Below are 22,122 nucleotides of genomic sequence, written 5' to 3'. Positions count from 1 at the left end.
GCCTAGAGGCTCGCATTCATGAAGCGGGGCTGCGAGCGTGAAAGCTCGCGGTCCAAAGCGAGCCGCGCGGCCCGCGGTCCAAGAGGAAGACGCTGATGAACGGACAAAACATCCGGATTCGCCTCAAGGCGTTCGATCACCGGATTCTCGACACGTCGACCAAGGAAATCGTCTCCACCGCCAAGCGCACGGGCGCGCAGGTGCGGGGGCCGATTCCGCTGCCGACCAAGATCGAGAAGTTCACGGTGAACCGCTCGCCGCATATCGATAAGAAATCGCGCGAGCAGTTCGAGATCAGAACGCATAAGCGCGTGCTCGATATCGTCGATCCGACCCCGCAGACGGTGGACGCGCTGATGAAGCTCGATCTCGCCGCGGGCGTCGACGTCGAGATCAAGCTTTAAAAAATAAACCGGGCGCCTCTCGCATCGAAGAGCGATGCGCCTTGCGAAGGAAGAGATCATGCGGTCTGGCGTCATCGCGCAAAAGGTCGGAATGACCCGCGTTTTCACCGAGGCGGGCGAGCATGTGCCGGTCACGGTGCTGAAGCTCGACGGCTGCCAAGTCGTCGCGCATCGCACCATGGAGCAGAACGGCTACACCGCCGTGCAGCTCGGCATCGGCCGCGCCAAGGTGAAGAACGTCTCCAAGGCCGAGCGCGGGCGCTTCGCCATCGCCAAGGTCGAGCCGAAGCTGAAGCTCGCCGAGTTTCGCGTCGCCGAATCCGAGCTGCTGCCGGTCGGGGCCGAGATCACCGCCGATCATTTCGTGGTCGGCCAGTTCGTCGATGTGACCGGCACCTCGCTGGGCAAGGGCTTCGCCGGCGCTATGAAGCGCTGGAACTTCGGTGGTCTTCGCGCCACTCACGGCGTGTCGGTGTCGCATCGTTCCCATGGTTCGACCGGCGGCCGTCAGGACCCCGGCAAGACCTTCAAGAACAAGAAGATGGCGGGCCATATGGGCGTCGACCGCGTGACCACGCAGAATTTGCGCGTCGTGCAGACGGATGTCGAGCGCGGCCTGCTGCTGGTCGAGGGCTCGGTTCCCGGCCATGCCGGCGGCTGGATTTTTGTGCGCGACGCTGTGAAGCGCGCGCTGCCGGCGGAGGCGCCGCAGCCGGGCAAGTATCGCCTCGGCGAAGCCGCCGCCGCGCAAGACGAAAACAAGGAGGACTGAGCCGTGCAGATCGGCGTCACGTCGTACGACGGCCAGGAGGCCGGCTCGATCGAGCTCGCGGACGAGATCTTCGGTCTCGAGCCGCGGACCGACCTCATCTTCCGCATGATCCGCTGGCAGCTCGCCAAGCGGCGTGCGGGCACCCATGCGGTGAAGAACCGCGCGGACATCGCCCGCACCGGCAAGAAGATGTATAAGCAGAAGGGCACCGGCGGCGCCCGTCACGGCTCGCGTCGCGTGCCGCAGTTCATCGGCGGCGGCCGCGCCTTCGGGCCGGTGGTGCGCAGCCATGAGCATGACCTCCCCAAGAAGGTGCGCGCCCTGGCGCTGAAGCACGCGCTCTCGGCGAAAGCCAAGGACGGCGCCATCATCGTCTGGGAGAATGCGTCGCTCGACGCGCCGAAGACGAAGATGCTGAAGGCCGGTTTCGACAAGACCGGGCTGACCAGCGCGCTGATCATCGACGGCGCCGAGCCGCAGGTGAATTTCGCGCTCGCGGCGCGCAATCTGCCGAAGATCGACGTGCTGCCGGTCACGGGCGTCAATGTCTACGACATTCTGCGCCGCGATAAGCTGGTTCTCACCCGCGCCGCGGTCGATGCGCTGGAGGCGCGCCTGAAATGAGCAAGGACCCGCGCCATTACGACGTGATCGTCTCTCCGGTCATCACCGAGAAGGCGACGATCGCCTCGGAGCAGAACAAAGTGGTCTTCAATGTCGCGCGCACCGCGACCAAGCCGCAGATCAAGGCGGCGGTCGAGGGGCTGTTCGACGTGAAGGTGGATGCGGTCAACACGCTGCTGCGCAAGGGCAAGCTGCGCGCCTTCCGCGGTGTGCGCGGCCGCCAGTCGACAGTGAAGAAAGCCGTCGTCACCCTGGCCGAAGGCCATAAGATCGACGTGACGACGGGACTGTAAGAAGGGCTCGAGGACAAGAACCATGGCGCTGAAGACATTCAAGCCGGTCACGCCGAGCCTTCGACAGCTCGTCATCGTCGACCGCAGCGATCTCTACAAGGGCAAGCCGGTCAAGACGCTGACCGAGGGCAAGACGTCGTCGGGCGGCCGCAACAACAACGGCCGTGTGACGGTGCGCTTCCGCGGCGGCGGCCACAAGCAGACCTACCGTCTCATCGACTTCAAGCGCCGCAAGCTCGACGTCTCCGCAAAGGTGGAGCGGATCGAATATGATCCGAACCGCACCGCCTTCATCGCGCTCATTCGCTACGCCGACGATGAATTGTCCTACATTCTCGCGCCGCAGCGGCTTTCCGCCGGCGACGTGGTGATCTCGGGCAATCAGGTCGATGTGAAGCCCGGCAACGCCATGCCGATCGGCAACATCCCGGTCGGCACGATCGTGCATAATGTCGAGATGAAGATCGGCAAGGGCGGCGCGATCGCCCGCTCGGCCGGCAATTATGCGCAGATCGTCGGCCGCGATCAGGGCTATGTGATCATTCGCCTCAATTCGGGCGAGCAGCGTCTGGTGCACGGCCAGTGCTTCGCGACGATCGGCGCGGTGTCGAACCCCGATCATATGAACATCTCGCTCGGCAAGGCGGGGCGCGCGCGCTGGCTCGGTCGTCGCCCGCACAATCGCGGCGTCACCATGAATCCGGTCGACCATCCGCACGGCGGCGGCGAGGGCCGCACCTCGGGCGGCCGTCACCCGGTGACCCCCTGGGGCAAGCCGACCAAGGGCAAGAAGACGCGCACGAACAAGCAGACCGACAAATTCATCGTGTCCTCGCGGCACGCCAAGAAGAAGAAGGGCTGATCCATGGCTCGCTCTATCTGGAAAGGCCCGTTCGTCGACGGCTATCTGCTGAAGAAGGCGGAGACCGCGCGCGGCTCGGGACGCAACGAGATCATCAAGATCTGGAGCCGTCGCTCCACCATCCTGCCGCAGTTCGTGGGGCTGACCTTCGGCGTCCACAATGGCCACAAGCATATTCCCGTCAATGTCAGCGAGGATATGATCGGCCATAAGTTCGGCGAGTTCTCCCCGACGCGCACCTTCCACGGCCACGCCGCGGACAAGAAGTCGAAGAGAGGCTGATAACCCATGTCCAAGCCGAGCAATCCGCGCGCGCTGGCCGACAATGAGGCGAAAGCCGTCGCCAACACGCTGCGCGTCTCCCCGCAGAAGCTCAATCTTCTCGCGCAGCTCATCCGCGGCAAGAAGGTCGATCGCGCGCTGGCCGATCTCGAATTCTCCCGCAAGCGCATCGCGCATGAGGTGAAGAAGACGCTCGAGAGCGCCATCGCCAATGCCGAGAACAATCACGGCCTCGACGTCGACGATCTGATCGTCGCCCAGGCCTTCGTCGGCAAGTCGCTCGTGATGAAGCGCTTCGCCGCTCGCGCGCGAGGCCGCTCGAGCCGCATCGAGAAGCCCTTCGCGAATCTGACCATCATCGTCCGCGAAGTCGAAGCGACGGCGAAGGCGTAAAGAGGAGCTATCGATGGGTCAGAAGGTCAATCCGATCGGTCTGCGCCTCGGCGTCAACCGCACCTGGGACTCTCGCTGGTTCGCCAGCAAGGGCGAATATGCGAAGCTGCTGCACGAGGATCTCGCGATCCGCGCGGCGGTCGCCAAGCATCTGAAGCAAGCAGCGGTGTCGCGCATCATCATCGAGCGCCCGCACAAAAAATGCCGTGTCACCATTCACTCCGCCCGTCCGGGCGTCGTGATCGGCAAGAAGGGCGCGGATATCGACAAGATCCGCAAGCTGGTCGGCCGACTGACCGGCAGCGAGGTCGTGATCAATATCGTCGAGGTGAGGAAGCCCGAGGTCGAAGCGACGCTGGTCGCCGATTCGATCGCGCAGCAGCTCGAGCGCCGCGTCGCCTTCCGTCGCGCCATGAAGCGCGCCGTGCAGTCGGCCATTCGCCTCGGCGCACAGGGCATCCGCATCAATTGCTCGGGCCGTCTCGGCGGCGCGGAGATCGCGCGGCTGGAATGGTATCGCGAGGGTCGCGTGCCGTTGCATACGCTGCGCGCCGATGTCGATTATGGCGTCGCCACCGCGCATACCGCTTATGGCGCCTGCGGAATCAAGGTGTGGATCTTCAAGGGCGAGATCCTCGAGCATGATCCGATGGCTCAGGACAAGCGTCTCGCCGAGGCGGCCGCGGGCGGCGGAGAGCGCGACCATCATGGCGAGCGTCGTCGTCGCGAGCCCCGCGAACCGCGCGACGCGGCCTAATTTCGAGAGCAACGCATCATGCTGCAACCCAAGCGCACCAGATTCCGCAAGGCCTTCAAGGGCCGCATCCACGGAAACGCCAAGGGCGGTTTCTCGCTCAACTTCGGCCAGTTCGGCCTGAAGGCGATGGAGCCCGAGCGCGTGACGGCGCGCCAGATCGAGGCGGCCCGCCGCGCCATGACGCGCCATATGAAGCGCGCCGGACGCGTGTGGATTCGCATCTTCCCGGATGTGCCGGTGTCGAAAAAGCCGACCGAGGTGCGCATGGGTAAAGGCAAGGGCGCGCCGGAGCTCTGGGCCGTGCGCGTCGCGCCAGGCCGCATCATGTTCGAGGTCGACGGCGTGCCCATGCAGCTCGCCCGCGAGGCCCTGACGCTCGCAGCGGCGAAGCTGCCCATCAAAACGCGCTTCATCGAGCGCATCGCCGAGTGAGGACGCTTTAAGATGAGCACGACCAAGCAACGCGTATCCGATCTTCGCGCCCAGTCCGAGGATCAGCTGAACGACGAGGTCCTGAAGCTGAAGAAGGAGCAGTTCAATCTGCGCTTTCAGCGAGCGACGGGGCAGCTCGAGAACACCGCGCGCGTGCGGGTCGTTCGTCGCGACATCGCCCGGGCCAAGACCATCACCGCGCAAAAGCGCGCCGAAAAGCTGAGTTGAGAGGGCGCAATGCCGAAGCGAATTCTCCAGGGCGTCGTCGTCAGCGACAAGCAGGAAAAGACCGTGGTGGTGAAGGTGGAGCGTCGCTTCACTCATCCGCTGTTCAAGAAGACGGTGCGGCGCACCAAGAACTATCACGCTCATGACGAGGAGCGTCAGTTCAAGGTCGGCGACGAGGTGGCCATCGAGGAGACGGCCCCGATCTCGCGGCTGAAGCGCTGGAAGGTCGTCGGCGTTGTCGGCAAGGCCTGACGCGCCGGGCAAATATCGATGAAATGGTTTTCTCGGACGAAGTCGGGGAACCGAAACCAGACCGAGGCGAAAGGCGGGACGTGCCATGATACAGATGCAGACAAATCTCGATGTCGCCGATAATTCGGGCGCCCGCCGCGTCATGTGCATCAAGGTGCTGGGCGGGTCGAAGCGCAAATACGCCGGCGTCGGCGACATCATCGTCGTCTCGATCAAGGAGGCGATTCCGCGCGGCCGCGTGAAGAAGGGCGACGTGCTGAAGGCGGTCGTCGTGCGCACGGCCAAGGACATCAAGCGCGCCGACGGCTCGGTGATCCGCTTCGACTCCAACGCCGCGGTGCTGATCAACAATCAGCAGGAGCCGATCGGCACCCGCATCTTCGGACCGGTGCCGCGCGAGCTGCGCGCCAAGAACCATATGAAGATCATCTCGCTCGCTCCGGAGGTGCTGTGATGGCCGCGAAGATCAAGAAGGGCGATAAAGTCGTCGTTCTCACCGGCCGCGACAAGGGACGCTCGGGCCAGGTGCTGCAGGTCATTCCGACGGAAGGCCGCGCGGTGGTGGAGGGCGTCAATCTCGTCAAGCGGCATCAGCGCCAGACGCGCACGCAGGAGGCCGGCATCGTCACCAAGACGGCGCCGATCGACCTCTCCAATCTCGCGATCGCCGATCCCAAGGACGGCCAGCCGACGCGCGTCGGATTCAAGATTCTCGAAGACGGCCGCAAGGTCCGCTTCGCCAAGCGTTCCGGAGAACAGATCGATGGCTGAGGAAAAGAAGCCGAAGGCCGCCAAGGCTCCGAAGGGAGAGGGCAAGGCCGGCAAGGCGAAATCCGCCCCGGAGGCCGCGCACGCCGAATCGTCCTCCCACCAGAAGGCGGTTCTGCCGGAGGGGCCCTATACGCCGCGCATGAAGAAGCACTACGACGAGGTCGTGCGCGCCAAGCTCACCGAGCAGTTCGGCTATAAGAACGCCTTCGAGGTGCCGACGATCGAGAAGATCGTGCTGAACATGGGCGTCGGCGAGGCGGTCAACGACAGCAAGAAGGTGACTTCCGCCGCCGCCGATCTCGGCCTCATCGCCGGCCAGCGTCCGGTGGTGACGCGCGCCCGCAAGGCGATCTCCACCTTCAAGGTGCGCGAGAACATGCCGATCGGCGCCAAGGTCACGCTGCGCAAGACGCGCATGTACGAGTTTCTGGATCGGCTCATCACGATCGCGCTGCCGCGCGTTCGTGACTTCCGCGGGCTGAACCCCAAGTCGTTCGACGGCCGTGGCTCATTCGCGCTCGGCATCAAGGAGCACATCGTGTTCCCGGAGATCGACTACGACAAGGCCGAGTCGATCCTCGGCATGGATGTGATCGTCGTGACAACGGCGAAGACCGACGACGAGGCGCGCGCCCTGCTGCACGCGTTCAATTTCCCGTTCCGGCAGTGAGACTGTAAACAGTCTCAAACGCGGAAACCGAAGGCGAGAACATGGCCAAGAAGAGTTCGATCGAGACCAACAAGCGCCGGGCGAAGCTCGCCAAGGCCTATGCCGGCCGCCGGGAGCGCCTGAAGGCGAAGGCGAATGACGAGGCGTTGACGGCTGAAGAGCGCTTCGAAGCGCGCCTGAAGCTCGCCGAGCTGCCGCGCAACTCGGCCGCAATCCGCATCCGCAACCGCTGCGAGGTGTCGGGCCGACCGCGCGCTTTCTATCGCAAGCTGAAGCTCTCGCGCGTCGCGTTGCGCGAGCTCGGCTCGCGGGGGCTCATCCCCGGTCTCGTGAAGTCCAGCTGGTAAGGGAGAGCGCTCATGTCGATCAGCGATCCGTTGGGCGATCTGCTCACCCGCATCCGCAATGCGCAGATGCGCCGCAAGGACAAGGTCTCGACGCCGGGCTCGCGGCTGCGTGGCCATGTGCTCGACGTTCTGAAGGACGAAGGCTATATCCGCGGCTACACGACCACGGATTTCGGCAATGGCCGCACCGAGTTCGAGATCGAGCTGAAATATTACGACGGCGAGCCCGTCATCCGGCAGATCGAGCGCGTCTCGCGTCCGGGCCGGCGCGTCTATGCGGGCGTGGACAAGACCCCGCGTGTCGCCAACGGCCTCGGCATCACCATCGTGTCGACGCCCAAGGGCGTCATGGCCGATCACAAGGCCCGCGAGAACAATGTCGGCGGAGAGGTGCTGGCGAAGGTCTTCTGACCTTCGCTCCAGCGATCGAGGATAGGAACCACCCATGTCTCGTATCGGCAAGAAGCCCGTCATCGTGCCGGCCGGCGTCACCGCCAAGGTCGACGGCCAGCTCGTGCAGGTCAAGGGCGCGAAGGGCGAGCTGCAGTTCCGCGTGCCGGACGATGTCGCTGTCACGCATGAGGGCAATGCGATCAAGGTCGATCCGCGTTCGACCAGCAAGCGCGCCCGCGCTCTGTGGGGCACCTCGCGGGCGCAGGTGAACAATCTCGTGATCGGCGTCACTACCGGCTTCGAGAAGAAGCTGGAGATCAACGGCGTCGGCTATCGCGCCGCGGTCGCCGGCAAAAATCTCCAGCTCGCGCTCGGCTATTCGCACGATGTGAACTATCCGATTCCGGCCGGCATCAATATCGTGACGCCGAAGCCGACCGAGATCGGCATCTCCGGCATCGACAAGCGCCAGGTCGGGCAGGTCGCCGCCGAGATCAGAGCGCTCCGCGGCCCCGAGCCCTATAAGGGCAAGGGCGTCAAATATGCCGGCGAATTCATCTTCCGCAAGGAAGGCAAGAAGAAGTAAGGACGCCAGCCATGGCAAAGGACGTCAGTGCACTCGGCCGCCGCAAGGCGCGTGTTCGCCGCAGCATTCGCGCGCGCGCCTATGGTCGGCCGCGCCTTTCGGTGTTCCGCTCCTCGGAGCAGATTTATGCGCAGATCATCGACGACGAGAAGGGCGTGACGCTCGTTTCGGCGTCGACGCTCGAGAAGGCCAATCGCGAGAGCCTCGCGACCGGCGCCAACAAAGAGGCGGCGCATATCGTCGGCAAGCAGATCGCCGAACGCGCCATCGCCAAGGGAATCACCGAAGTGGTGTTCGACCGCGGCGCCTATATCTACCACGGCCGCGTGCAGGCGCTGGCCGAGGGCGCCCGTGAGGGTGGACTGCAGTTCTGAGGAGCCTCCCGGTCACGGGAGCGGCGTCGCGCAGTGGCGCGACAGACGAAGGCCGCGGCGACGAGAGGGATGAGGGAGCAACCTCGTCCGACCACATCGCCAGAGGCCGCCTCTCCCGGGATCGGGAGCGGAGAGAGACCCAAGCGAGCGGCGATCCTGCCGCGTAAGTGACGGAAGAAAAAATGGCGCGTGAACCAGAAGGCGGCCGCGGCCGCGACCGGGATCGGGATGACCGCGACAGCGAATTCGTGGACCGTCTGGTCCACATCAATCGCGTCGCCAAGGTGGTGAAGGGCGGCCGGCGCTTCGGCTTCGCCGCGCTCGTCGTCGTCGGCGACCAGAAGGGTCGTGTCGGCTTCGGCCATGGCAAGGCGCGCGAGGTGCCGGAGGCGATCCGCAAGGCGACGGAGGCGGCCAAACGCTCGCTGATCCGCGTGCCGCTGCGCGAAGGCCGGACCCTGCATCACGACGTCAACGGCCGCCATGGCGCGGGCCGCGTCGTGCTGCGCGCGGCGCCTCCCGGCACCGGCATCATCGCCGGCGGCCCGATGCGCGCCGTGTTCGAAACGCTCGGCGTTCACGACATCGTCGCCAAGAGCCAGGGCTCGTCCAATCCCTACAACATGATCCGCGCGACCTTCGACGCGCTGGAGAACGAGGATTCGCCGCGGTCCGTCGCGGCGCGCCGGTCTCTCAAGGTTTCGGCACTGCAGGCGCGCCGCCAGGGCGCCGAGGCCGAAGCGGTCGACGCCTGAGGGGAGCGCTGAGCGATGACGGACAAGAAGATCACCGTGGAGCAGACCGGCAGCGCGATCGGAAGGCCCGAGCGCCAGAGCCGTACGCTGCTCGGCCTCGGCCTGACGCGCATCGGCCGCCGCCGGACGCTCGAAGACACGCCCGCTGTGCGCGGGATGATCGCCAAGGTGGCGCATCTCGTCAAAATCGTCGACGAGAAGTGAGGGCTCGACCATGAAGCTCAACGAACTCTCCGACAATTCCGGCGCCAGCAAGAATCGCATGCGCGTCGGCCGCGGCATCGGCTCCGGCAAGGGCAAGACCTGCGGCCGCGGCGTCAAGGGCCAGAAGGCCCGCACCGGCGTCGCCGTGAAAGGCTTCGAAGGCGGTCAGATGCCGCTGCATCGGCGCCTTCCCAAGCGCGGGTTCCATAATCCGTTCCCGACGGATTACAACGAGGTCAATCTCGGCCGCATTCAGCAGGCGGTCGAGGCCGGCAAGCTCGATCTCGCCGCGCCGGTGACGGTGGAGGCGCTGATCGCCGCCGGCGTCGTCGCCAAAGCGCGTGACGGCGTCAAGATCCTCGGCAATGGGAAGCTCGAGGCGAAGCTCGCCTTCGAGGTCGCCGCCGCGTCCAAGGGCGCGGTCGCGGCGATCGAGGCTGCGGGCGGCACGGTCAAGCTGCTCTCCGGCGCGGTCGAGGAGCCGTCGGCCTGAGGCTGATCGGGTCGAGGCGGGCGGCTGCGCCGCGTCGCCCGGCCTAGACGGCGCGCGAGCCTCCAAAATACTGGCGGCCCGCCGCTCCGTCGTGATACGGAGTCGCTGGGACGGTCCGGCGACAAAACGCGCAATCGTTTTTTTCGCCGCTTTCGTCCGATAATAATGCGCCGGGTCCGGCCGAATGCGCCGGGACAGAACGAAGCGCGGCGTCGTGGCGTGGCGCCGCGGCGCTTAGACGCTCAAAGAAACGCGCGGCGCGCGACAGGGAGCCCCGCACATGGCATCGGCAGCCGAACAGCTCGCGGCCAACGTCAATTTCTCCGCCTTCAGCAAGGCGGATGAGCTCAAGAAACGCATCTGGTTCACGCTCGGCGCGCTGATCGTCTATCGACTCGGCACCTATATCCCGCTGCCCGGCATCGACCCCGAAGCGTTCGCCAAGAGCTTCTTCGGCCAGTCGAAGGGCGTGCTCGAGCTGTTCAACATGTTCGCCGGCGGCGCCGTTCAGCGCAGCGCGATCTTCGCGTTGAACATCATGCCCTACATCTCCGCCTCCATCATCATTCAGCTGCTGACGACCGTCATTCCGACGCTCGAGCAGGTGAAGAAGGAGGGCGAGCAGGGCCGCAAGGTCCTCAATCAATACACCCGCTATCTCACTGTCGTGCTGGCGACCTTCCAGGCCTATGGCATGGCGATCGGCCTCGAGGGGCAGCAGGGCGTCGTCACCGAGCCCGGCCTGTTCTTCCGACTGACGACGGTCTGCACCCTCGTCGGCGGCACCATGTTCCTGATGTGGCTCGGCGAGCAGATCACCTCGCGCGGCATCGGCAACGGCTCGTCGCTGATCATCTTCGCCGGCATTGTCGCCGCTTTCCCGGCCGCGATCCTGAGCACGCTGGAGCTCGGCCGCCAGGGCGCGATCTCGACCGGCCTCATCCTCGGCGTGCTGGCGATGTCCTTCTTCGTCATCGCCTTCATCGTCTATATGGAGCGCGCGCAGCGACGCCTGCTCATAACCTATCCCAAACGCCAGCACGGCAATCGCGTCTATGAGGGGCAGACGTCCTTCCTGCCGCTGAAGCTCAACACGTCGGGCGTCATCCCGCCGATCTTCGCCTCCTCGCTTCTGCTGCTGCCGACGACGATCGCCAATTTCTACCAGACCCAGGGCACGGATAATCTCTTCGCGACCATCTCCGCCTATTTCGGGCATGGACGGCCGCTCTATATGCTGTCCTATGTGGCGCTGATCGTGTTCTTCGCCTTCTTCTACACGGCCATCGTCTTCAATCCGACGGAGACGGCGGACAATCTGAAGAAGCACGGCGGGTTCATTCCGGGCATCCGGCCGGGCGAGCGCACGGCGAAGTTCATCGATGACGTGCTGATGCGGATCACCGTGCTCGGCGCCGCTTATCTCGCGGTGATCTGCCTGCTGCCGGAGATGCTGATCTCCTACGCCAATCTGCCCTTCTATTTCGGCGGCACATCGCTGCTCATCGTCGTGAGCGTCACCATGGACACTGTCGCTCAAATCCACGGTCATCTACAGGCCCATCAATATGAGGGCCTGATCCGGAAGACCAAGCTGCGTGGGCGGCGCAAATGAGGCTGGTTCTCCTCGGCCCGCCAGGCGCGGGCAAGGGAACGCAGTCGGCGCGGCTCGTCGCCAAATATGCGATCCCGCAGCTCTCGACTGGCGACATGCTGCGCGCGGCGGTCGAGGCGCGCTCGCCTATCGGTCTCCAGGCCAAGGAGATCATGGACAGCGGCGCCCTGGTGCCCGACGAGGTCGTCGTCGGCATCATCGGTCAGCGCATCAAGGAGAAGGACGCCGCCCGCGGCTTCATTCTCGACGGCTTTCCGCGCACGGTGGCGCAGGCGCGCGCGCTCGATGAGCTGCTCGCGCGGGAGGGCCAGCGGCTCGACGCGGTGATCGAGCTTTCGGTCGATGAGAATGCGCTGCTGGCGCGGATGCAGAAGCGTGTCGCGGAGACGATCGCCAATGGCGGCTGCGTGCGCGGAGACGACAATCCGCAGGCGTTCAAGACGCGGCTCGAGGCCTATCGCAGCCAGACCGCTCCCGTTTCGCATTATTATGCGGAAAAGGGTGAGCTGAATCAGGTCGACGGGATGAAGGCGGTCGAGGCGGTGAGCGCGGCGATCGACGCGGCGCTCACGACAGGCGAGCGCAAGGCTGTCGGCTGAGCCGACTGCCTTCGCAATCAGCCAGCTCGCTCGCGCGCTTTGGCGGGTGAGCGACGGCTCCATAATCGGAATTTATGAGTGGCCGAAGAGCGAGCCTTCAGGCAGCTCTCCGGTCCGGTCCATCCGTGCGCTCAGCGCGATGGGCCTCTGCGGTCGCAATCGAGCTTGCGTCCGCGCAACAGGCAGCCGAGCAGCGGCTTGCCTTCGGCGTCGCGATCGTTGAGGAGCCAGTCCTCCTTCTCGCGCTCCAGCGTGACGAAGCCGAATACGCCGCCGACGCTGCGGCCCTGCGCGACCGTCACGCGATCGATCCGCAGGCCGTCGAAATTGGCGGGTACAAAGAGGTCCATCGCGTCGCCGCCATGCCCGGCGACGATCTGGATCGGATAATCCTCGACATAGCTCGCCGCCTGAAATGTATGGAGGTGACCGGAGAGCAGCGCCTGCACATTGCTGGGCAGGCCGGCGCGCGCCGCTTCTCCCAAGGTCTTGTTGTCGCCGATCGTGGCGCCGGCGGTGACGCGTATCGTCGAGTAGATCGGCTTGTGGAAGGCGTACCAGACAGGGCCGCGAATGGCCTCGGCGGCGGTCAGCTCGCGTGCGAAATCCGGCGCGAGAGCGGCGTCGACGGCGCGGTCCTCCGCCGCGGTGTTGTCCATGACGACGAGAGTGGGTCCGCCGAGATCGACCGAATAGCTCGGCTCGCGCAAGGCGCAGGCGTCGCCGAGATAGGGCGTGGGCGACAGCAGCCGCGCCCAGCCCCGGCGCCCACGCTCGCAATTTTCGTGATTGCCTCGCACGAAGACAAAAGGCGCGGCGGCGAGCAGCGGAGCGGCGGGCGCGAAGAAATCGGCCTCCCAGCTCGCCCAATTGTCGCCGTGCGGCGAGCCCGCGCAGGATCCGCGCAACGGCGGACAGGCGCTTTCGCGATAATAATAGTCGCCGACATGGAGCACGAGTCCCGGAGCCGTCGCCGCCGCCGACGTCGCGATGTGGGCGAAGGGCCAGCTGTCCGGCGAATTGCACTCCTGCCAATAAAGGCCCTTCAGCCGGCACCCGGTGTCGCCGATGACGACGAGCCGATCCACGCGCGGCGGCGGTAGCGCCAGCGCGGCGCCGTCGACCGACACGCGCCCGGCGCTTCGTGGGAGATCCAATGTGCAGACGAGGATCGGAAAGTCGGCGTCCGGCGATGCGCGCGGGGTCATTGCGGCGGCGACGCCGTCGATCTGCGCGGGCGGACAGGCCGCGTCGCGAGTGACGGCTCGCGCCTGCAGCCCGCCAGTGGTGAACTGCGCCCACACATAGGATGAGGCGGCGTCCGCCGGCGTCGTCGCTTCGAGCGCAAATGCGCAAACGGCGGCGAGGCGGCGGAAGAGAATTGATCGAATTGTAGATGTTTCGGTAATTCTGTCCGCCGACAATGGCGCCGGCCTCGCGCCACTTTTTCGCCCGCTTGCGCCGGTTGTCTCGAACGTAGCCGTCGTGGCTCCGTACGATTCGCTCACGGGGCCGGGAGCGTCATCGAAGGCGCGGGCGCGCTCGCGCGGGCTGGTCGGAAGGGAGAGACGGTTCATGAAACGCATTCTCATCATGGCGACTGCGCTGGCGTCAGCGCTGTCGCTCTCGGCTTGTAACACGCCGGGCGAGCGCGCCACAGGCGGCGCGCTGATCGGCGGCGCCAGCGGGGCCGCGATCGGCGCAGCGGCTTCCGGCGGGCGCGCCGGCGGCACTCTCGCGGGCGCGGCTCTCGGCGCGGCGACCGGCGCCGTGGTCGGCGCCGCGACCGCACCGCAGCCGGAGCCAGGCTATTATCCTCCTCCGCCGCCGCCCCCGCCGCGCTGCGCGCGCTGGGGCTGGGACGATTATGGCAACCGCGTCTGCATCCGCTTTTACCGCGGCGGATACTAACGAGCCGGGACGCGTCCGCGCGCGTCCCGCCTTCTTTTCACTCGGCGCGCGCCGAGCCGAGCGCGCGGCTCAGCTCCGCCTTGGCCGCGGCGAGCTCCTCGCGATAGCGAGGGTCGAGCGCGATGACGGCGTGCAGCGCATAGGCCGTGAGCCTGCCGGCGGCGACGTCGCTCGGATGATGCGCCCCGCACACCAGCCTGTTGCGGCCATATTCGTCGGCCCGCGCCAAAATCGCGTCGCGCCGCTCCGGCGCGAGATCGATCAGCGTCAGCGCCAGCACATATCCGAGCGTCGCATGGCCGCTGGGATAGGAATCGTCCTTCTCGCTCGTCTTGCACACCGGATGCAGCGTCCCGTCGGTCTTATAAGGACGCGGGCGATGAAACACCGTCTTCGTCTCCTCATTGGCCTCGTGCTCGTCATGAGCGAGGCGCGCGCCGAGAGCGTCGAGCGCGGGGAGATTTTCCTTCGCGAATTTGTCTCCGAAGACGCTTCTGAACAAGAAAATGCTCTTGTCGGCGGCGTCCGAGCGCGCCCTGGCGACATCAGCCTCCGAGCGCGTCGCCTCGATGCGATGCAATTCGGCGAGATCGGCGTCATTGGCGGGCGAGCCCGGCTCCGGCGGCGTCGGCAGATGCCGATGTGCGTCGACGCGCTCGGGTGCGAGGAGCCCGCTTTCGCGCGCGCAGGCGGCGCCGCAGGACAGGAGGAGAACGAAAGCGACGAGAAGCGTCTTCATCGAGCACGACCATGCGGACGATGGGAGGAGATGCGCTCGGCTCCGACCGCAGAGTTCCCGACGCGAGGCCTCTCTTCTAACCGAAAACGCCGCGAGAGGCGACCGGACGGCGAATCGGATGACGGAGAAAATCGCGAATGATCTGGTCACCCGATCCGATGTGGCCGAAGAGCGAGCCGGGAGGCTCGCAGTCCAGGGTCGCGCACGTCGGACAGCGAGCCATCAGGCTCGCTCTTTCAGCCTCGGCGATCAGCTGTATCATGCCCCAGTGGCGTCACCGCCGTCCGCGGGCGACGCGCTCGATCTCGACGCGCACCAGCCGCTCGACGATATGCGGCAGATTGTCGTCGAGCCATTGCTTCAGCAAGGGGCGAAGCAAGTCGCGCGCGTAGCGTTCGATGAGATCGGATTCGCTGAGCACGATGCTCGCCGCCAGCGCCTGGAAATGAGATGCGACCGAATTGGCCGCGTCGGCCGAGACGAGCGCGGGGGAGGCGTCCTCCGCTTCCGGCTCTTCCTCCGGCTCGGCAGCCTTCATGACGGGCTCGGAGCGATCGGGCGCATCGACCGCTTCGTCGTCCTCCGGCTCGTCGGCGTCCTGCTCGGCGTCGATCGCCCAGCGGCTCTGTTCCGAAGACGGCTCGTCGCTGTCGTCCGGCGCGTGACGCTCGTCCGGCCGTTGGCTGCCGCGCAGCCAGAATGCGTCGGAATCGTCCGGCTCGGTCGTCTCTTCGGCTAAATCCGCGTCGGACTCCGCCGCGATAATCGGCGCGAGGGCGGCGACGGGCGGACGCGTCGGCTCGGGAGCGGCCACGGCCGGGACGGCGGGCGCGGGACGGCGCGGCTCCGGCGCGGCGACGGGAGGCGCGACGCGCGGCTCCGCCTGCTTCGGCGCTTCGGCCGCCGTCAGCGGACGCTTCTCCTTCTCGCGCTCGCGGCGAATCACCGGCAGCGCGTCGTCGTCGGCGATGATGCGCCGAATCGACGCCAAAATTTCTTCCATCGACGGCTCGTGCGCTCGGCGCTCGGCGTCGAGCGTGGTCGGATTGATCGAAGCGTTCATTGCGCTCATGGATGTCGTGCTTCTCATGTCGTCGCAGGGACGAGGGCCGCGCGCCCGTCGCGCTGTCCCCGCCGACAAGGCTCATAATCGAACAATTCGGCGCGATCGTAAAACCAGGTGATTGTGCGGAGCCGACTTAATCACATGCTTTTTTCGCTTTTTGGTAGAAAGGGCGCCGGCGCGACGACCTCAGCGGTCGTCCATGCCGATCCAGCGGAATTTCACCGCCTCGAAATGCGCGCGCGGATCATAGACCGCGACATCGAGTCCGATCATGGTCGCGGAGAGGCGTCCGATCGCGCCGAGCGCGGCGTAGGAGGCGACGATTCGGTCGCGCTGCGCGGTGATCAGCGCGACGCGGGCGTTGAGCAGCGCATATTGCGCGTTGAGCACGTCGAGCGTCGTGCGTTGCCCGACCTGCGCCTCCTCGCGCACGCCCTGCAGCGCCATTTCCGCCGCTTTCACCGCCGCCTGGCTGGACAGGATGGACGCTCTCGCGGTCTCGAGCTGGCCATAGCTCGCGACCACGCTGGCGCGCACGCTGTCGCGCTGCAGATCGGCGTTGAAGCGCGCCTGGCCCAATTGCTCCTTGGCCTGGCGAATCGACGCATATTCGGCTCCGCCCTGGTAGAGCGGCACATTGAGCTGCCCGCTCGCCGAAGCGGAGAGTTGCCGCGTCCCCGGCGAGCCGAGAAACGAATCATATTGCTGGCCGACTTGCGCGCCGACCGAGAGCGTCGGGGCCAGCGCTCCCTCCGCCGCGCTCACCGCATGTTCGGCCGCATCGACCTGACGCAGCGCCGCCACGACTCCGGGATGCTCCATGATCGCCGCCGCGACAGCCTGATCGAGCGATCTCGGCAGCAGAGCGTCGACCGCCTGCGCCGGCTGCAGATTTTTCGGCTCGGAGCCGATGATCTGCCGATAATTGGCGACGGCGCTCTTCAATTGCGCCTGCGCGCCATAGAATTCTGTGCGGGCCTGGGCCAGCGTCGCCTCCGCCTGGGCGACGTCGGTGCGCGTCACCTCGCCGACGTCATAGCGGTCGCGCGTCTGGCGCAATTGCCGCTCGAGCACGGCGATGTTGTTCTTGCGCAGACCGAGCACCGCGGTGTCGCGCAGCACATTCATGTAAGCGGTCGCGCCGTTCTGGAGAATCGCCTGCTCGGCGAGGCGCAGGGAGGCGCGGGCGGCCTCTATTCCGGATTCCGCCTGCCGCACGGCGGCGCCGGTGCGGCCGCCGTCGAACAGAGTCTGCGACAGATTGAGCGTCGCCCCGCGCGGATAGCCGAGATATTCGTCGTAGAGATGCGTTCGGGCTCCGGTCAGCGCATTGCGGCCGGCGGGGATTTTGATGTTGGAGAATTGCGGTCCCGCACTGGCGGAGATGCTGGCGCGCGGGCGCAGGCCGGCGGCCGCCTTCGGCGCTTCTTCGTCCCGAGCACGGACGCCGGCGCGCTGCTGCTGCAGATCGGGGTTGACGTGATAGGCCTGGGCCAGCGCCGCTTTCAGCGTCTCGGCGGGCGCCGGCGCGAGCCCGGCGAGACTCGCGAGCGATGCGGCGCCGAGCAGTCGCGGGAGACGGCGTCCGCTCCAAATCGAACGCTCGGCGACGAGACGCATGACCAACGAACCCCGCTCGGGCGACACTTCACTCGGTCTACGCTTCCGGCCGCGCGACAGCGCGCGGCCTCTTCACGATTGCGCCAGTGTCGGCGATCTGCGCGCGTCAGAACGCGAAGGCCGGCGCCTTGGCGAAGCCTTCGAGAACCGGAGCCGAAGCGTCGAACAGCGCGCGCGTCCCGGCGGGCTGGCCGCCCGAGCGCTCGAACCGCGTCACCGCCCATCCGGCGTCGGCGTCGGGCTTGGCGATGGCCAGCAGGCGGCCGTCGCCGGTGAGCTGCGCCTCGAGCGCGCCGAGATTCGCCTCGACCGCGCCTTCGATGACAATGAGATCGAAAGGCGCCGCCGCGGGGACGCCAGCCGGCAGCGGACCTTGCTCGACGCGCAGGCCGGACAGGCCCAGGGCGCCGAGATAGCTCTGCGCCGTGGCGGCGAGGCGCGCGTCGCTCTCGAGCGCCACGACCTCGCGGGCGAGCGGCGCGATCAGCGCCGCGGAATAAAAGGCGCCGCCGCCGATGAGCAGCACGCGGTCGCTCTCGCGAATTTCCGCCTCCTGCAGCAGGCGCGCCAGCACGAGCGGCGGCAGCAGCTGGCGCAGCGGACGGCCGTGCTCGGATTTGAGCGTCAGCGGCAGGTCCGAATAGGCGAGGGGGGCGAGATCGTTCGGCAGGAACAGCTCGCGCGGCACGGCGAGGAAACGCCGCAGCAGCGGCAGGTCGGTCACATCGAATGTGCGCAGCTGCCGCTCGACCATGGTCTGGCGCAGAGCGGCGGTCGTCGCGCCGAGGCGCGAGCAGGAATCTTCTGCGGGGATCTCAGCAGCTTCGGCCATCGACCATCCGGCGTCGCGCCGGCCTCTCGCGGTGTTTCGCCCTGCGGCCGCCGGTCCGCCGCGCGAAAGCCCGCCGTTGATGCGACCTCGAGAGCGCAAAACCTCGAGGGAGGATGTCCGCTGTCGGGCCGGCTCCCTGCGCGCGGACGCTCATCGTCATGCGCCGCGCTCGCTCATGAGCTCGGCCTTGCGCGCTTTATAGTTTCGCGCCGCACGCATGTCCATGCCGCGCGCGCGCTCACCTCCTCAATTCTCGCCGAGCGCCGGCTCGGCCTCGAGCGGCTGCGGAGCTTCGGCGAGCGCGCGCATCTGGGCGAGGGTGCGATTGTCCAGCACATTGGCGATGGCGTCGCGCGCCTCCACCATCACCAGGCGAACCGTGCAGAGCGCCTCGTTTTCGCAATCGTCGCAGCGGCGATAGACGGTGCGGCTGGCGCATTGGATCGGAGCGAGCGGCCCGTCGAGCACGCGGATCACGGCGCCGACGCGAATATCCTCCGGCGGCCGCGCGAGAGTATATCCGCCGCCCTTGCCCTTCTTGGAATGGACGAATCCGGCGTTGCGCAGCTCGCCGAGAATGGCGTCGAGGAATTTTTTCGGAATCTGATTGGCCGTGGCGATATCGGCGACGAGGGCGGTCCGGCCGGGCTCGAAGCCGGCGAGATAGACCATCGCCTTCAACCCGTATTTCGCTTTCTTCGTCAGCATGAAGCGACGCCTTCCTGGAGTGTTTTTCGCGAGCTCGCGTCGGCGGTTCGAAGCCCCGCTCGCGGGTGGGTCGTCGCGGTTGTCCCCGCGTCGCTCGATCGCGGCGCGAGACGATCTTGACATTCTATACTAAATTTGTGGACTATGTGGTCATTCCTCTCCGAGCGGGTCCGCGCGTCTTGTGGCGCGGCTGCGATCAGAACGGACGGCACGGGCCAATGGACGCGATCGATCATCATATCTTATCTATTCTACAGGAAGACGCGTCGCTTTCGATCGCCGAAATCGCCGCGCGCGTCGGCCTGTCGCAGACGCCGTGCTGGAAGCGCATCCAGCGGCTCGAGGCGAGCGGCGTGCTGCAGGGCCGGGTGGCGCTGCTGTCGCCGGAAAAGCTCGGGCTCGGACTGAGCGTCTATGTCTCGGTGGTCGCCGGCGAGCATTCGGACCTCTGGCTCGAGCGCTTCACCCGCGCCGTCGCGGCGATGCCGCAGGTCGTGGAATTCTATCGCATGGCGGGGGACGTCGACTATGTGCTACGCGTCGTCGTGCCGGATATGGCGGCCTTCGACGTCTTCTACAAACGTCTGATCGCGATCGCGCCGCTGCGCAATGTCGTCTCCCGCTTCGCCATGGAGCGCATCAAGGCGACGACGGCGCTGCCGCTCGACGAGGTCGCGGCGCCGCCGCGGGCGCGCCGGATCGCCGAGGCGGCGGCCGAATAGCGCGGGATCGTAGCGCGAAGCTTGCAAGGCGGAGACGCCTTCCAAAGATCGAAGGACGAGGAACAGCCCAAGGAGCAATTTCATGTCGGAGACAGCGATCGCCCACAAGCCCGGACGCGGGCGCATCTATGATTCGATCACCGAGACGATCGGCGACACGCCGCTCGTGCGCTTCGATCGCCTCGCCAAGGAGAAGGGCGTCAAGGCCAATATCATCGGCAAGCTGGAGTTCTTCAACCCGCTCGCCAGCGTGAAGGACCGCATCGGCGTCAATCTCATCGATTCGCTGGAGAAGAGCGGCCGCATCAAGGCCGGCGAGACCCTGCTCATCGAGCCGACCTCCGGCAACACCGGCATAGCGCTCGCCTTCGTCGCCGCGGCGCGCGGCTATCGCCTGATCCTGGTCATGCCCGAATCCATGTCTCTGGAGCGCCGGCGCGTGCTCGCCCTGCTCGGCGCCGAGCTGGTGCTGACCCCGGCCGCCCAGGGCATGAAGGGCGCCGTCGCCAAGGCCGGCGAGCTCGCCGCCGAAAACCCGGGGGCCGTCATTCCGCAGCAGTTCGAAAATCCCGCCAATCCGGAGATCCATCGGCTGACCACGGCCGAGGAGATCTGGAACGACACCAAGGGCGAGATCGATTATTTCATTTCCGGCGTCGGCACCGGCGGCACCATCACCGGCGTCGGCCAGGTGCTGAAGCCGCGCCGTCCCGGCATCAAGATCGTCGCCGTCGAGCCCGAGGATTCGGCGGTTCTGTCCGGCCGCCCGCCGGGACCGCACAAGATTCAGGGCATCGGCGCCGGCTTCGTGCCGCCGATCCTCGACCGCGGCGTCATCGACGAGGTCGTCACCATCGGCAATCCGACGGCGTTCGAGACCGCGCGTCAGCTCGCGCGCGTCGAGGGCATTCCGGTCGGCATCTCGTCCGGCGCGGCGGTCGCCGCCGCGCTCGAGATCGCCGCGCGGCCGGAGGCCGAGGGCAAGAACATCGTGCTGATCATTCCGGATTTCGCCGAGCGCTATCTTTCGACTGCGCTTTTCGAGGGGATTTGACCTGCAAATGCGGCGCGGCTCGGCCGCGCCGCTCCATGTGCCGGCGCCCGAGCCGTCCGGCGAGATAGCCGATGACGGAAATGAAGAAGTAAATCAGCAGCAGCCAGATCAGCCGCTCGCTGGCGCTCGCGGATTTGTCCGAGATCGCGATCTGCCCCTCGAAGAACAAATCGACTCCGACGCCGAAGCCGAAGGTGAGGACCAGCACGCTCCACCACGGCGCGCGCAGGAAGCCGGCGGCGAGCGCCGCCATCAGCCCCACAATGCCGATTCCATTGATGAACTGCTGGAGAATGCTTTCGAGAAACAGCGCGAGCAGCCGTAGGATCTTCAGCATGCGGAGCCCCCTCGGAACAGCGGACGCCGCATTCTACACATTCGGCAGATGCTGCGCGAGCGCCTCCAGCACCGCCATGCGCACGGCGACGCCCATTTCCACCTGATCGCGAATGAGCGACCGCGCGCCGTCGGCCACGCTCGAGTCGATCTCGACGCCCCGATTCATCGGCCCCGGATGCATCACCAGAGCGTCAGGCGCGGCGTAGCGCAGCTTCTCCTCGTCGAGGCCGAAGAAGTGGAAATATTCCCGCGAGCTCGGCACGAAGGCGCCGTTCATGCGCTCACGCTGCAGCCGCAGCATCATCACAATGTCGGCGCCGTCGAGGCCGCGGCGCATGTCGTGGAACACATCGACGCCGAGCCGCGCCAGAAAATCGGGCGCGAGCGTCGAAGGCCCGACCGCGCGCACGCGCGCCCCGAGCGCGCCGAGCAGCATGATGTTGGAGCGCGCGACGCGCGAATGCAGCACGTCGCCGCAGATCGCCACGGTGAGGCCCTCGATGCGGCCCTTGTGCCGGCGGATCGTCAGCGCGTCGAGCAGCGCCTGGGTCGGATGCTCATGGGCGCCGTCGCCGGCGTTGACCACGGCGCAATCCACCTTGCGCGCCAGGAGATGCACGGCGCCGGCTTGCGCATGGCGGATCACCAGAATATCCGGGCGCATGGCGTTGAGCGTCATCGCCGTGTCGATGAGCGTCTCGCCCTTCTTCTCGGAGGAGTTGGCGACCGACATGTTCATCACATCGGCGCCGAGGCGTTTTCCCGCGATCTCGAACGAGGCCTGGGTGCGGGTCGAGGCCTCGTAGAACAGATTGACCTGGGTGCGGCCGCGCAGCGTGGCGCGCTTCTTCTCGACCTGGCGCGACACCTCGATCGCATCCTCGGCCATATCGAGCAGCGTCTCTATGTCCGGGCGCCTCAGCCCCTCGATCCCGAGCAGATGGCGATGCGGAAAGGCGAGGGGCGGCGATCGTTGCGGCATGAGGGCGGTCTATAGCAGCTTCTCTTGCGCGAGCCATCCCGCG

At 66.4% G+C, this 22,122-nt stretch carries 34 protein-coding genes; 26 read left to right on the top strand and 8 right to left on the bottom strand.

Annotated features, from left to right (window positions below):
* The first annotated feature begins 95 nt into the window (after window positions 1–95).
* From rpsJ to CQW49_RS10415, 23 genes are all read left to right on the top strand, one after another.
* Window positions 96–404, top strand: a complete 309-nt coding sequence (gene rpsJ, locus CQW49_RS10525) for a 30S ribosomal protein S10 (RefSeq protein WP_003613511.1) — start codon at window positions 96–98, stop codon at window positions 402–404.
* Window positions 405–462: 58 nt separating this feature from the next.
* Complete coding sequence (gene rplC, locus CQW49_RS10520) at window positions 463–1,176, top strand: 50S ribosomal protein L3 (RefSeq protein WP_003613512.1); 714 nt, start codon at window positions 463–465, stop codon at window positions 1,174–1,176.
* A 3-nt stretch (window positions 1,177–1,179) separates the two neighbouring features.
* Window positions 1,180–1,800 (top strand): 50S ribosomal protein L4, encoded by a 621-nt coding sequence (gene rplD, locus CQW49_RS10515; RefSeq protein WP_003613513.1) that lies wholly within the window; start codon window positions 1,180–1,182, stop codon window positions 1,798–1,800.
* Window positions 1,797–2,093 carry a 50S ribosomal protein L23 gene (locus tag CQW49_RS10510; protein ID WP_065083667.1) on the top strand — a complete coding sequence of 99 codons (297 nt, stop codon included), beginning with the start codon at window positions 1,797–1,799 and terminating at the stop codon, window positions 2,091–2,093. The genes rplD and CQW49_RS10510 overlap by 4 nt, the downstream gene beginning before the upstream one ends.
* 22 nt (window positions 2,094–2,115) lie before the next feature.
* Complete coding sequence (rplB, locus tag CQW49_RS10505; protein ID WP_003613515.1) at window positions 2,116–2,955, top strand: 50S ribosomal protein L2; 840 nt, start codon at window positions 2,116–2,118, stop codon at window positions 2,953–2,955.
* Window positions 2,956–2,958: 3 nt separating this feature from the next.
* Window positions 2,959–3,237, top strand: a complete 279-nt coding sequence (gene rpsS / locus CQW49_RS10500) for a 30S ribosomal protein S19 (RefSeq protein WP_003613516.1) — start codon at window positions 2,959–2,961, stop codon at window positions 3,235–3,237.
* 6 nt (window positions 3,238–3,243) lie between these two features.
* Window positions 3,244–3,630: a 50S ribosomal protein L22 gene (gene rplV / locus CQW49_RS10495; RefSeq protein ID WP_003613517.1), complete on the top strand. Its 387-nt coding sequence runs from the start codon at window positions 3,244–3,246 to the stop codon at window positions 3,628–3,630.
* 13 nt (window positions 3,631–3,643) lie between these two features.
* The gene (rpsC, locus tag CQW49_RS10490) at window positions 3,644–4,387 is read left to right on the top strand and encodes a 30S ribosomal protein S3 (RefSeq protein ID WP_003613518.1); all 744 of its coding nucleotides are present in this window, start codon (window positions 3,644–3,646) and stop codon (window positions 4,385–4,387) included.
* An 18-nt stretch (window positions 4,388–4,405) separates the two neighbouring features.
* Window positions 4,406–4,819, top strand: coding sequence for a 50S ribosomal protein L16 (gene rplP / locus CQW49_RS10485; protein ID WP_003613519.1), 414 nt, complete (start codon window positions 4,406–4,408; stop codon window positions 4,817–4,819).
* Between the two features lie 12 nt (window positions 4,820–4,831).
* Complete coding sequence (gene rpmC / locus CQW49_RS10480; protein ID WP_003613520.1) at window positions 4,832–5,047, top strand: 50S ribosomal protein L29; 216 nt, start codon at window positions 4,832–4,834, stop codon at window positions 5,045–5,047.
* A gap of 9 nt (window positions 5,048–5,056) precedes the next feature.
* A complete protein-coding gene (gene rpsQ, locus CQW49_RS10475; protein ID WP_003613522.1) occupies window positions 5,057–5,299 on the top strand; it encodes a 30S ribosomal protein S17 in 243 nt (80 codons plus the stop codon).
* Between the two features lie 85 nt (window positions 5,300–5,384).
* Window positions 5,385–5,753 (top strand): 50S ribosomal protein L14, encoded by a 369-nt coding sequence (gene rplN, locus CQW49_RS10470; protein ID WP_003613524.1) that lies wholly within the window; start codon window positions 5,385–5,387, stop codon window positions 5,751–5,753.
* Entirely contained in the window at window positions 5,753–6,070 is a 318-nt protein-coding gene (gene rplX / locus CQW49_RS10465; RefSeq protein ID WP_003613525.1) for a 50S ribosomal protein L24, read from the top strand. The genes rplN and rplX overlap by 1 nt, the downstream gene beginning before the upstream one ends.
* Complete coding sequence (gene rplE / locus CQW49_RS10460; RefSeq protein WP_003613527.1) at window positions 6,063–6,740, top strand: 50S ribosomal protein L5; 678 nt, start codon at window positions 6,063–6,065, stop codon at window positions 6,738–6,740. The genes rplX and rplE overlap by 8 nt, the downstream gene beginning before the upstream one ends.
* A gap of 41 nt (window positions 6,741–6,781) precedes the next feature.
* Window positions 6,782–7,087, top strand: coding sequence for a 30S ribosomal protein S14 (rpsN, locus tag CQW49_RS10455; RefSeq protein WP_003613528.1), 306 nt, complete (start codon window positions 6,782–6,784; stop codon window positions 7,085–7,087).
* A gap of 12 nt (window positions 7,088–7,099) precedes the next feature.
* Window positions 7,100–7,498, top strand: coding sequence for a 30S ribosomal protein S8 (gene rpsH / locus CQW49_RS10450; RefSeq protein WP_003613529.1), 399 nt, complete (start codon window positions 7,100–7,102; stop codon window positions 7,496–7,498).
* A gap of 34 nt (window positions 7,499–7,532) precedes the next feature.
* Entirely contained in the window at window positions 7,533–8,066 is a 534-nt protein-coding gene (gene rplF, locus CQW49_RS10445; RefSeq protein WP_003613531.1) for a 50S ribosomal protein L6, read from the top strand.
* An 11-nt stretch (window positions 8,067–8,077) separates the two neighbouring features.
* The gene (gene rplR / locus CQW49_RS10440) at window positions 8,078–8,440 is read left to right on the top strand and encodes a 50S ribosomal protein L18 (RefSeq protein ID WP_003613534.1); all 363 of its coding nucleotides are present in this window, start codon (window positions 8,078–8,080) and stop codon (window positions 8,438–8,440) included.
* A gap of 182 nt (window positions 8,441–8,622) precedes the next feature.
* Window positions 8,623–9,195: a 30S ribosomal protein S5 gene (rpsE, locus tag CQW49_RS10435; RefSeq protein ID WP_003613536.1), complete on the top strand. Its 573-nt coding sequence runs from the start codon at window positions 8,623–8,625 to the stop codon at window positions 9,193–9,195.
* Between the two features lie 15 nt (window positions 9,196–9,210).
* A complete protein-coding gene (gene rpmD / locus CQW49_RS10430; protein WP_003613538.1) occupies window positions 9,211–9,399 on the top strand; it encodes a 50S ribosomal protein L30 in 189 nt (62 codons plus the stop codon).
* A gap of 10 nt (window positions 9,400–9,409) precedes the next feature.
* Window positions 9,410–9,892, top strand: coding sequence for a 50S ribosomal protein L15 (gene rplO / locus CQW49_RS10425; RefSeq protein WP_003613540.1), 483 nt, complete (start codon window positions 9,410–9,412; stop codon window positions 9,890–9,892).
* A gap of 280 nt (window positions 9,893–10,172) precedes the next feature.
* Window positions 10,173–11,507, top strand: a complete 1,335-nt coding sequence (gene secY / locus CQW49_RS10420) for a preprotein translocase subunit SecY (RefSeq protein WP_003613542.1) — start codon at window positions 10,173–10,175, stop codon at window positions 11,505–11,507.
* Entirely contained in the window at window positions 11,504–12,106 is a 603-nt protein-coding gene (locus CQW49_RS10415; protein WP_003613544.1) for an adenylate kinase, read from the top strand. The genes secY and CQW49_RS10415 overlap by 4 nt, the downstream gene beginning before the upstream one ends.
* A 131-nt stretch (window positions 12,107–12,237) precedes the next feature.
* Here the strand turns inward: CQW49_RS10415 and CQW49_RS10410 are convergent, their stop codons facing one another.
* Window positions 12,238–13,530, bottom strand: coding sequence for a metallophosphoesterase (locus tag CQW49_RS10410; protein WP_003613546.1), 1,293 nt, complete (start codon window positions 13,528–13,530; stop codon window positions 12,238–12,240).
* 151 nt (window positions 13,531–13,681) lie between these two features.
* On the opposite strand from CQW49_RS10410, the gene CQW49_RS10405 reads away from it, so the two are divergent.
* Window positions 13,682–14,017: a hypothetical protein gene (locus CQW49_RS10405; RefSeq protein ID WP_003613548.1), complete on the top strand. Its 336-nt coding sequence runs from the start codon at window positions 13,682–13,684 to the stop codon at window positions 14,015–14,017.
* A gap of 37 nt (window positions 14,018–14,054) precedes the next feature.
* On the opposite strand, the gene CQW49_RS10400 is transcribed toward CQW49_RS10405, so the two are convergent.
* The 5 genes from CQW49_RS10400 to CQW49_RS10375 form a co-directional block, all read right to left on the bottom strand.
* Window positions 14,055–14,756, bottom strand: coding sequence for an acid phosphatase (locus tag CQW49_RS10400; RefSeq protein ID WP_003613549.1), 702 nt, complete (start codon window positions 14,754–14,756; stop codon window positions 14,055–14,057).
* A 274-nt stretch (window positions 14,757–15,030) separates the two neighbouring features.
* On the bottom strand, window positions 15,031–15,828 hold the full coding sequence (locus CQW49_RS10390; RefSeq protein WP_003613550.1) for a PopZ family protein: 798 nt from the start codon (window positions 15,826–15,828) through the stop codon (window positions 15,031–15,033).
* Between the two features lie 180 nt (window positions 15,829–16,008).
* Window positions 16,009–17,442, bottom strand: a complete 1,434-nt coding sequence (locus tag CQW49_RS10385) for a TolC family outer membrane protein (RefSeq protein ID WP_003613552.1) — start codon at window positions 17,440–17,442, stop codon at window positions 16,009–16,011.
* 106 nt (window positions 17,443–17,548) lie between these two features.
* Window positions 17,549–18,274: a protein-L-isoaspartate O-methyltransferase family protein gene (locus CQW49_RS10380; RefSeq protein ID WP_003613554.1), complete on the bottom strand. Its 726-nt coding sequence runs from the start codon at window positions 18,272–18,274 to the stop codon at window positions 17,549–17,551.
* Window positions 18,275–18,520: 246 nt separating this feature from the next.
* Entirely contained in the window at window positions 18,521–18,982 is a 462-nt protein-coding gene (locus tag CQW49_RS10375; protein ID WP_003613555.1) for an RrF2 family transcriptional regulator, read from the bottom strand.
* A 218-nt stretch (window positions 18,983–19,200) separates the two neighbouring features.
* On the opposite strand from CQW49_RS10375, the gene CQW49_RS10370 reads away from it, so the two are divergent.
* Both CQW49_RS10370 and cysK read left to right on the top strand, forming a co-directional pair.
* A complete protein-coding gene (locus CQW49_RS10370) occupies window positions 19,201–19,704 on the top strand; it encodes an Lrp/AsnC family transcriptional regulator (RefSeq protein ID WP_024749787.1) in 504 nt (167 codons plus the stop codon).
* 82 nt (window positions 19,705–19,786) lie between these two features.
* Complete coding sequence (cysK, locus tag CQW49_RS10365; protein WP_003613557.1) at window positions 19,787–20,758, top strand: cysteine synthase A; 972 nt, start codon at window positions 19,787–19,789, stop codon at window positions 20,756–20,758.
* Here the strand turns inward: cysK and CQW49_RS10360 are convergent.
* Together CQW49_RS10360 and CQW49_RS10355 are read right to left on the bottom strand one after the other, a co-directional pair.
* Entirely contained in the window at window positions 20,703–21,095 is a 393-nt protein-coding gene (locus CQW49_RS10360; RefSeq protein ID WP_003613558.1) for a hypothetical protein, read from the bottom strand. The genes cysK and CQW49_RS10360 overlap by 56 nt on opposite strands.
* Before the next feature lie 33 nt (window positions 21,096–21,128).
* Window positions 21,129–22,079 (bottom strand): aspartate carbamoyltransferase catalytic subunit, encoded by a 951-nt coding sequence (locus tag CQW49_RS10355; protein WP_003613559.1) that lies wholly within the window; start codon window positions 22,077–22,079, stop codon window positions 21,129–21,131.
* Window positions 22,080–22,122 lie beyond the last annotated feature (43 nt).

Origin of the sequence: Methylosinus trichosporium OB3b (assembly GCF_002752655.1) — a bacterium.
Classification (GTDB): domain Bacteria; phylum Pseudomonadota; class Alphaproteobacteria; order Rhizobiales; family Beijerinckiaceae; genus Methylosinus; species Methylosinus trichosporium.
Note: the sequence above shows the minus strand (reverse complement) of the source record. Positions and strands in the feature narration are given on the sequence as shown.

Excerpts from the sequence above, each read along its gene's own strand:
- secY (WP_003613542.1), top strand. The coding sequence starts at position 10,173 with ATGGCATCGGCAGCCGAACAGCTCGCGGCCAACGTCAATTTCTCCGCC.
- rpmC (WP_003613520.1), top strand. The coding sequence starts at position 4,832 with ATGAGCACGACCAAGCAACGCGTATCCGATCTTCGCGCCCAGTCCGAG.
- CQW49_RS10405 (WP_003613548.1), top strand. The coding sequence starts at position 13,682 with ATGAAACGCATTCTCATCATGGCGACTGCGCTGGCGTCAGCGCTGTCG.
- rplF (WP_003613531.1), top strand. The coding sequence starts at position 7,533 with ATGTCTCGTATCGGCAAGAAGCCCGTCATCGTGCCGGCCGGCGTCACC.
- CQW49_RS10400 (WP_003613549.1), bottom strand. The coding sequence starts at position 14,756 with ATGAAGACGCTTCTCGTCGCTTTCGTTCTCCTCCTGTCCTGCGGCGCC.
- rplP (WP_003613519.1), top strand. The coding sequence starts at position 4,406 with ATGCTGCAACCCAAGCGCACCAGATTCCGCAAGGCCTTCAAGGGCCGC.
- rplV (WP_003613517.1), top strand. The coding sequence starts at position 3,244 with ATGTCCAAGCCGAGCAATCCGCGCGCGCTGGCCGACAATGAGGCGAAA.
- rpmD (WP_003613538.1), top strand. The coding sequence starts at position 9,211 with ATGACGGACAAGAAGATCACCGTGGAGCAGACCGGCAGCGCGATCGGA.
- rpsN (WP_003613528.1), top strand. The coding sequence starts at position 6,782 with ATGGCCAAGAAGAGTTCGATCGAGACCAACAAGCGCCGGGCGAAGCTC.
- rplE (WP_003613527.1), top strand. The coding sequence starts at position 6,063 with ATGGCTGAGGAAAAGAAGCCGAAGGCCGCCAAGGCTCCGAAGGGAGAG.
- rplR (WP_003613534.1), top strand. The coding sequence starts at position 8,078 with ATGGCAAAGGACGTCAGTGCACTCGGCCGCCGCAAGGCGCGTGTTCGC.
- rplX (WP_003613525.1), top strand. The coding sequence starts at position 5,753 with ATGGCCGCGAAGATCAAGAAGGGCGATAAAGTCGTCGTTCTCACCGGC.
- rpsC (WP_003613518.1), top strand. The coding sequence starts at position 3,644 with ATGGGTCAGAAGGTCAATCCGATCGGTCTGCGCCTCGGCGTCAACCGC.
- rplB (WP_003613515.1), top strand. The coding sequence starts at position 2,116 with ATGGCGCTGAAGACATTCAAGCCGGTCACGCCGAGCCTTCGACAGCTC.
- CQW49_RS10355 (WP_003613559.1), bottom strand. The coding sequence starts at position 22,079 with ATGCCGCAACGATCGCCGCCCCTCGCCTTTCCGCATCGCCATCTGCTC.
- CQW49_RS10360 (WP_003613558.1), bottom strand. The coding sequence starts at position 21,095 with ATGCTGAAGATCCTACGGCTGCTCGCGCTGTTTCTCGAAAGCATTCTC.
- CQW49_RS10375 (WP_003613555.1), bottom strand. The coding sequence starts at position 18,982 with ATGCTGACGAAGAAAGCGAAATACGGGTTGAAGGCGATGGTCTATCTC.
- rplC (WP_003613512.1), top strand. The coding sequence starts at position 463 with ATGCGGTCTGGCGTCATCGCGCAAAAGGTCGGAATGACCCGCGTTTTC.
- cysK (WP_003613557.1), top strand. The coding sequence starts at position 19,787 with ATGTCGGAGACAGCGATCGCCCACAAGCCCGGACGCGGGCGCATCTAT.
- rplO (WP_003613540.1), top strand. The coding sequence starts at position 9,410 with ATGAAGCTCAACGAACTCTCCGACAATTCCGGCGCCAGCAAGAATCGC.
- CQW49_RS10385 (WP_003613552.1), bottom strand. The coding sequence starts at position 17,442 with ATGCGTCTCGTCGCCGAGCGTTCGATTTGGAGCGGACGCCGTCTCCCG.
- CQW49_RS10380 (WP_003613554.1), bottom strand. The coding sequence starts at position 18,274 with ATGGCCGAAGCTGCTGAGATCCCCGCAGAAGATTCCTGCTCGCGCCTC.
- rpsH (WP_003613529.1), top strand. The coding sequence starts at position 7,100 with ATGTCGATCAGCGATCCGTTGGGCGATCTGCTCACCCGCATCCGCAAT.
- CQW49_RS10510 (WP_065083667.1), top strand. The coding sequence starts at position 1,797 with ATGAGCAAGGACCCGCGCCATTACGACGTGATCGTCTCTCCGGTCATC.
- rpsE (WP_003613536.1), top strand. The coding sequence starts at position 8,623 with ATGGCGCGTGAACCAGAAGGCGGCCGCGGCCGCGACCGGGATCGGGAT.
- rpsS (WP_003613516.1), top strand. The coding sequence starts at position 2,959 with ATGGCTCGCTCTATCTGGAAAGGCCCGTTCGTCGACGGCTATCTGCTG.
- rpsQ (WP_003613522.1), top strand. The coding sequence starts at position 5,057 with ATGCCGAAGCGAATTCTCCAGGGCGTCGTCGTCAGCGACAAGCAGGAA.
- CQW49_RS10370 (WP_024749787.1), top strand. The coding sequence starts at position 19,201 with ATGGACGCGATCGATCATCATATCTTATCTATTCTACAGGAAGACGCG.
- CQW49_RS10415 (WP_003613544.1), top strand. The coding sequence starts at position 11,504 with ATGAGGCTGGTTCTCCTCGGCCCGCCAGGCGCGGGCAAGGGAACGCAG.
- rplN (WP_003613524.1), top strand. The coding sequence starts at position 5,385 with ATGATACAGATGCAGACAAATCTCGATGTCGCCGATAATTCGGGCGCC.
- CQW49_RS10390 (WP_003613550.1), bottom strand. The coding sequence starts at position 15,828 with ATGAGCGCAATGAACGCTTCGATCAATCCGACCACGCTCGACGCCGAG.
- rpsJ (WP_003613511.1), top strand. The coding sequence starts at position 96 with ATGAACGGACAAAACATCCGGATTCGCCTCAAGGCGTTCGATCACCGG.